Source organism: Streptomyces sp. NPDC058955 (assembly GCF_042741435.1).
GTDB lineage: Bacteria > Actinomycetota > Actinomycetes > Streptomycetales > Streptomycetaceae > Streptomyces.
Genome location: NZ_JBHYKM010000218.1, coordinates 1 through 5,131, shown reverse-complemented (window position 1 = coordinate 5,131; position 5,131 = coordinate 1). Strand labels below are relative to the sequence as shown.

Here is a 5,131-nt window from a genome sequence, read left to right as displayed (position 1 = left end):
AGGGGGTGGCGGGCGAGGGAGCGGGCCGGGTTCAGCTCCTCCACCAGCCGCTCGAACGGCAGGTCCTGGTGCGCGAACGCCTCCAGGTCCGTGTCCCGGACCCGGCGCACCAGGGCGCGGAAGGACGGGTCCCCGGACGTGTCCGCGCGCAGCACGAGGGTGTTGACGAAGAAGCCGATGAGGTCGTCGAGGGCCTCGTCGGTGCGGCCGGCGACGGGGGTCCCGAGCGGGATGTCGGTCCCGGCGCCGAGCCGGGTGAACAGCCCGGCCAGCGCCGCCTGGCAGATCATGAACACCGTCGCGCCGCACGACCGGGCCAGCTCGACCACCCGGCCGTGGACCTGCGCGTCCAGCGCCAGCGGCACCGCGTCGCCCCGGTGGGCGGGCACGGCCGGGCGGGGGCGGTCGGCGGGCAGGGCCAGCTCCTCGGGGAGGTCCGCGAGGGCCTGGCGCCAGTGCGCGAGCTGGCGGGCGGCCAGGCTGTCGGGGTCGTCTGCGCGGCCGAGGACGTCCTGCTGCCAGAGCGTGTAGTCCGCGTACTGCACGGGCAGTTCGGGGCGGCCGGCGTCCCGGCCCGTGGCGCGGGCCGTGTACCCGTCGGCGACCTCGCGGGCGAGGACGCCCATGGACCAGCCGTCGCAGACGATGTGGTGGAGGACGAGCAGGAGGACGTGGTCGTCGTCGCCGAGCGTGAACAGGGCGGCGCGCAGGGGCAGTCCGCTGGTGAGGTCGAAGGGCCGGCGGGCCGATGCGCTGAGGTCGTCGGTGAGCCGGTCCGCGTCGGTGGCGGCGAACTCCCAGGGCACCTCGGCCTCTTCGGCCGGCAGCACGTCCTGCCAGGGGCCGTGGTCGGACTCGGGGAAGCGGGTGCGGAGCGCTTCGTGCCGGCGGACCGCGTCGGCGAGCGCGTCGCGGAGCGCCCCGCGGTCCAGGGGGCCGCGCAGCCGGAGGGCGAAGGGCACGTTGTAGAGGGGGCTCTCCTCGACCCGGCTGAAGAACCAGAGGCGCTGCTGTGCGAAGGACAGCGGCGGCGCCTCGGGGCGGGGCGCCGGGCGCAGGGCGTGCCGGGCCCGGGCGGCGGAGTCGAGCCGGTCGGCGAGACCGGCGGGGGTCGGGGCCTGGAACAGGTCGCGGACCGTCATCTCCACGCCGAGCGCGGCCCGCACGCGGGTGATCAGCCGGGCGGCGAGCAGCGAGTGGCCGCCGAGGTCGAAGAAGCCGTCGTCGATGCCGGCGTCCGCGAGGCCCAGGGTCTCGGCGAAGAGGCCGCAGAGGATCTCCTCGCGGGGGGTGCGCGGCGCGCGGTGGCCGGTGCCGGCCGCGAGGGCGGGGGCGGGCAGGGCACGGCGGTCGAGCTTGCCGTTGGGGGTGAGCGGCAGGGCGTCCAGGGTGACGAACGCGGACGGCACCAGGTGGTCGGGGACGCGGGCGGCGGTGTGGGCGCGCAGGCCGGCCGGGGCGGTGCCGGGGCGGACGGGGACGACGTACGCGACGAGGCGCCGGTCGCCCGGGCGGTCCTCCCGGACCACGACGGCCGCCTGGCGGACGTCGGGGTGGGCGGTGAGGTGGGTCTCGATCTCGGCGGGCTCGACGCGGAAGCCGCGGATCTTCACCTGGTCGTCGGCGCGGCCGAGGTATTCGAGGACGCCGTCGGCCCGGCGGCGCACGAGGTCGCCGGTGCGGTAGGCCCGCTCCCCGGGGGCGCCGTGGGGGTGGGCGACGAACCGCTCGGCGGTGGCCGAGGGGTGGTGGAGGTAGCCGAGGGCGAGTCCGGTGCCGGAGAGGTACAGCTCGCCCGGCACGCCGGGCGGCACCGGCCGGAGCCGGTCGTCGAGGACGAGGGCGTGCTTGCCGTGGACGGGCGTCCCGATGGGGATCGGGGCGCCGGTCAGGTCGGCGGCGGTGATGGTGTGGGTGGTGGTGAAGCCCATGCTCTCGGCGGGCCCGTAGCCGTTGGTGACGCGGACGTCCGGGAAGCGGTCGAGGACCTGGGCGACGTGGGCCGTGGAGGCGGCCTCGCCGCCGGTCATGGCGGCGTGGAGTCCGGCGAACGCCTGGGGGTGTTCGTCGAGGAGGTGGTTGAAGAGGCTCGCCGACGCCTTGAGGACGGTGACGCCGTGCCGGGCGACGAGGGCGGCCATGGCGTCCGGTTCGGGGCGCTGCCCCGGCTGGAGCACCACGCGGCCGCCGTGGAGCAGCGGGCCGAGGAGTTCGGTGGCGAAGGCGTCCCAGGACATGGGCGCGGCCTGGAGCCAGGTCTCGCCGGCGCCGAAGGGGGCGTACTCCTGGCCGGTGAGGGTGCCGGTGAGCGCCCGGTGCGGGGCCACGACGCCCTTGGGGACGCCGGTGGAGCCGGAGGTGAACATGACGCAGGCGGGCGCCTCGGCGCTGTCGGGGCGGGCGAGGGGTCCGGCGGCGTCCGCGGCGGTCCCGGCCGTCGCCGGGTCCTGCGGGTGGATCGGCGGGACGCCGGTGGCGGCGAGCCATTCCGGTACGTCCACGGCCGTGACGACGGCGGTGGCGCGGGTCCGGGCGAGGACGGCGGAGAGCCGCTCGGCGGGGAAGTCCGGGTCGAGCAGGGTGTAGGCGGCGCCGGCCTTGAGCACGGCGAGCAGGGCGCGGACGAGGTCGGGTCCGCGTTCCAGGTGGACGGCGACGATGTCCCCGGCGCGCACCCCGTGGGCGTGGAGGCGGTGGGCGAGCCGGGTGGCCTGGGCGTCGAGGGCGCCGTAGCTGACGGCCTCGTCCCGGAAGAGGAGGGCGGTCGCCTCGGGGGTGCGGGCGGCCTGGGCCTCGAAGAGCCGGTCGACGCGGCCGGGCGACGGTACCGGGCGGCGGTCGCCCGGTGCGGGGAGCAGCCGGCGCCGCTCCTCGTCGGTGAGGAGGTCCACGGAGCCGAGGGCCCGGTCGGGGTCGCCGGCGAGGGCGGCGAGGAGGACGGACAGCCGTCGGGCCAGCAGCTCCACGGTGGCGTGGTCGAAGAGGTCGGAGGCGTAGCCGAGCGTCCAGTCGATGCCGGCGGGCCGCCCCTCGGAGTCGTACCGCTCCTCGATGCCCACCGTCAGGTCGAACTTGGCGACCCAGGTGCCGACGGGGACGACCTCGGTGGCGAGGCCGTGCATGGCTTCGGCCTGGCCGGAGGCGGTGGGGTCCTTCTTCACGAGGAGGACCTGGAAGAGGGGGTGGCGGGCGAGGGAGCGGGCCGGGTTCAGCTCCTCCACCAGCCGCTCGAACGGCAGGTCCTGGTGCGCGAACGCCTCCAGGTCCGTGTCGCGGACCCGTCGCACCAGGGCGCGGAAGGTGGGGTCCCCGGAGGTGTCGGTGCGCAGGACGAGCGTGTTGAGGAAGAAGCCGACGAGGTCGTCGAGGGCCTCGTCGGTGCGGCCGGCGACGGGGGTCCCGAGCGGGATGTCGGTCCCGGCGCCGAGCCGGGTGAACAGCCCGGCCAGCGCCGCCTGGCAGACCATGAACACCGTCGCGCCGCACGACCAGGCCAGCTCCACGACCTGGTGGTGCACGGCGGCGCCCAGGGCCAGCGGCACAGCGTCGCCCCGGTGGCCGGGCACGGCCGGGCGGGGGCGGTCGGCGGGCAGGGCCAGCTCCTCCGGGAGGTCCGCGAGGGCCTGGCGCCAGTGCGCGAGCTGGCGGGACGCGACGCTCTCCGGGTCGTCCTCCCGGCCGAGGACGTCCTGCTGCCACAGCGTGTAGTCCGCGTACTGCACCGGGAGTTCGGGCCAGGCGGGCTCCCGTCCGGCGGCGCGGGCCGTGTAGGCGGCGGCCAGGTCGCGGACGAGCGGGCCGAGGGACCAGCCGTCGGCGGCGATGTGGTGGCAGACGAGGAGCAGCACGTGGTGGTCGGCGTCGACGGTGAACAGGGTGGCGCGGACCGGGAGTTCGGTGGTGAGGTCGAAGACGTGGCGGGCGGCGCCGGCCAGTGCGGCGTCGATGCCCTCCGGTCCGGTGGCGACCGGCTCCCAGACGGTGTCGGCCTGTTCGGCGGGCAGGATCTCCTGCCGGGGCACGCCGTCCTCGGATTCCGGGAAGCGGGTGCGCAGGGCCTCGTGCCGGGCGAGCACGTCGTGCAGGGCGCGGCGCAGGGAGTGGGTGCGGAGGGGGCCGCGCAGCCGGAGCGCGAGGGGGATGTTGTAGCTGGGGTTCGGCTGGGTGCGGCTGAGGAACCACAGCCGCTGCTGGGCGTACGACAACGGGATCATGGATTCTCCTCAGGAGCGGGACCGGCGCCGCAGGGCGGGCCTGGCCTTCTCGGCGCCGTCCAGGCGCTCGGCCAGGGCGGCCGGCGTGGGCGCTTCGAACACGGTCTTGATGGACAGTTCGGTGTCGCACACCGCGCGGACGCGGCTGATCAGGCGGGTGACGAGGAGCGAGTGGCCGCCGAGGTGGAAGAAGTCGGCGTCCACGCCGACGTGTTCGGCGCCGAGGACCTCGGCGAAGAGGTCGCAGAGGAGCTTCTCCTGCGCGGTGCGCGGGGCCCGGCCGCCGGACGGCGGCGCGAGCGCGGGGACGGGCAGCGCCTGCCGGTCGAGTTTGCCGTTCGGGGTGAGCGGGAGGGCGTCCAGGACGGTGAAGCTGCTCGGCCGGAGGTGCTCGGGGAGCCGGCCGGCCGCGTGGGACCGGACGGCGTCCGGGTCGAGTACGGTGCCGGGCTCGGCGACCAGGTAGGCGGCGAGGCGCTTGTCGCCGGGCCGGTCCTCGCGGACCACGACGGCGGCCTGGCGGACGTCCTCGTGGGTCATGAGGGCGGCCTGGACCTCGCCGGGCTCGACGCGGAAGCCGCGGATCTTGACCTGCCCGTCGGCGCGGCCCAGGAACTCCAGGACCCCGTCGGCACGCCACCGCACCAGGTCGCCGGTGCGGTAGACCCGCTCCCCCGGGGCGCCGTGCGGGTGGGCGACGAACCGCTCCGCGGTCAGGGCGGGTTGGCCCAGGTACCCGTGGGCGAGACCGACGCCGGCCATGTACAGCTCGCCGGTGACTCCGACCGGGACCGGTCGCAGCCGCTCGTCGAGCACGTACACCCGCTTGTTCGCGATCGGCCGGCCGACCGGGATCGACGGGGCCGTCGTGTCCCGGTCGAGAAACGTGGGTCATGCCGGGAGAAACTGATGCAAGA

Annotated in this window: 2 protein-coding genes and 1 pseudogene; all 3 read right to left on the bottom strand. The window is 76.2% G+C overall.

Going from position 1 to position 5,131, the window contains the following annotated elements:
* A partial coding sequence (locus ACFW1I_RS37905) for an amino acid adenylation domain-containing protein (protein ID WP_384678595.1) occupies positions 1–4,214 on the bottom strand: 4,214 nt, incomplete at its 3' end.
* A 9-nt stretch (positions 4,215–4,223) separates the two neighbouring features.
* A complete protein-coding gene (locus ACFW1I_RS37900) occupies positions 4,224–4,976 on the bottom strand; it encodes a phosphopantetheine-binding protein (protein ID WP_384678597.1) in 753 nt (250 codons plus the stop codon).
* Positions 4,956–5,075: pseudogene (locus ACFW1I_RS37895) on the bottom strand (AMP-binding protein); the annotation flags it as partial. The pseudogene ACFW1I_RS37895 and the gene ACFW1I_RS37900, both read right to left, overlap by 21 nt.
* Positions 5,076–5,131 lie beyond the last annotated feature (56 nt).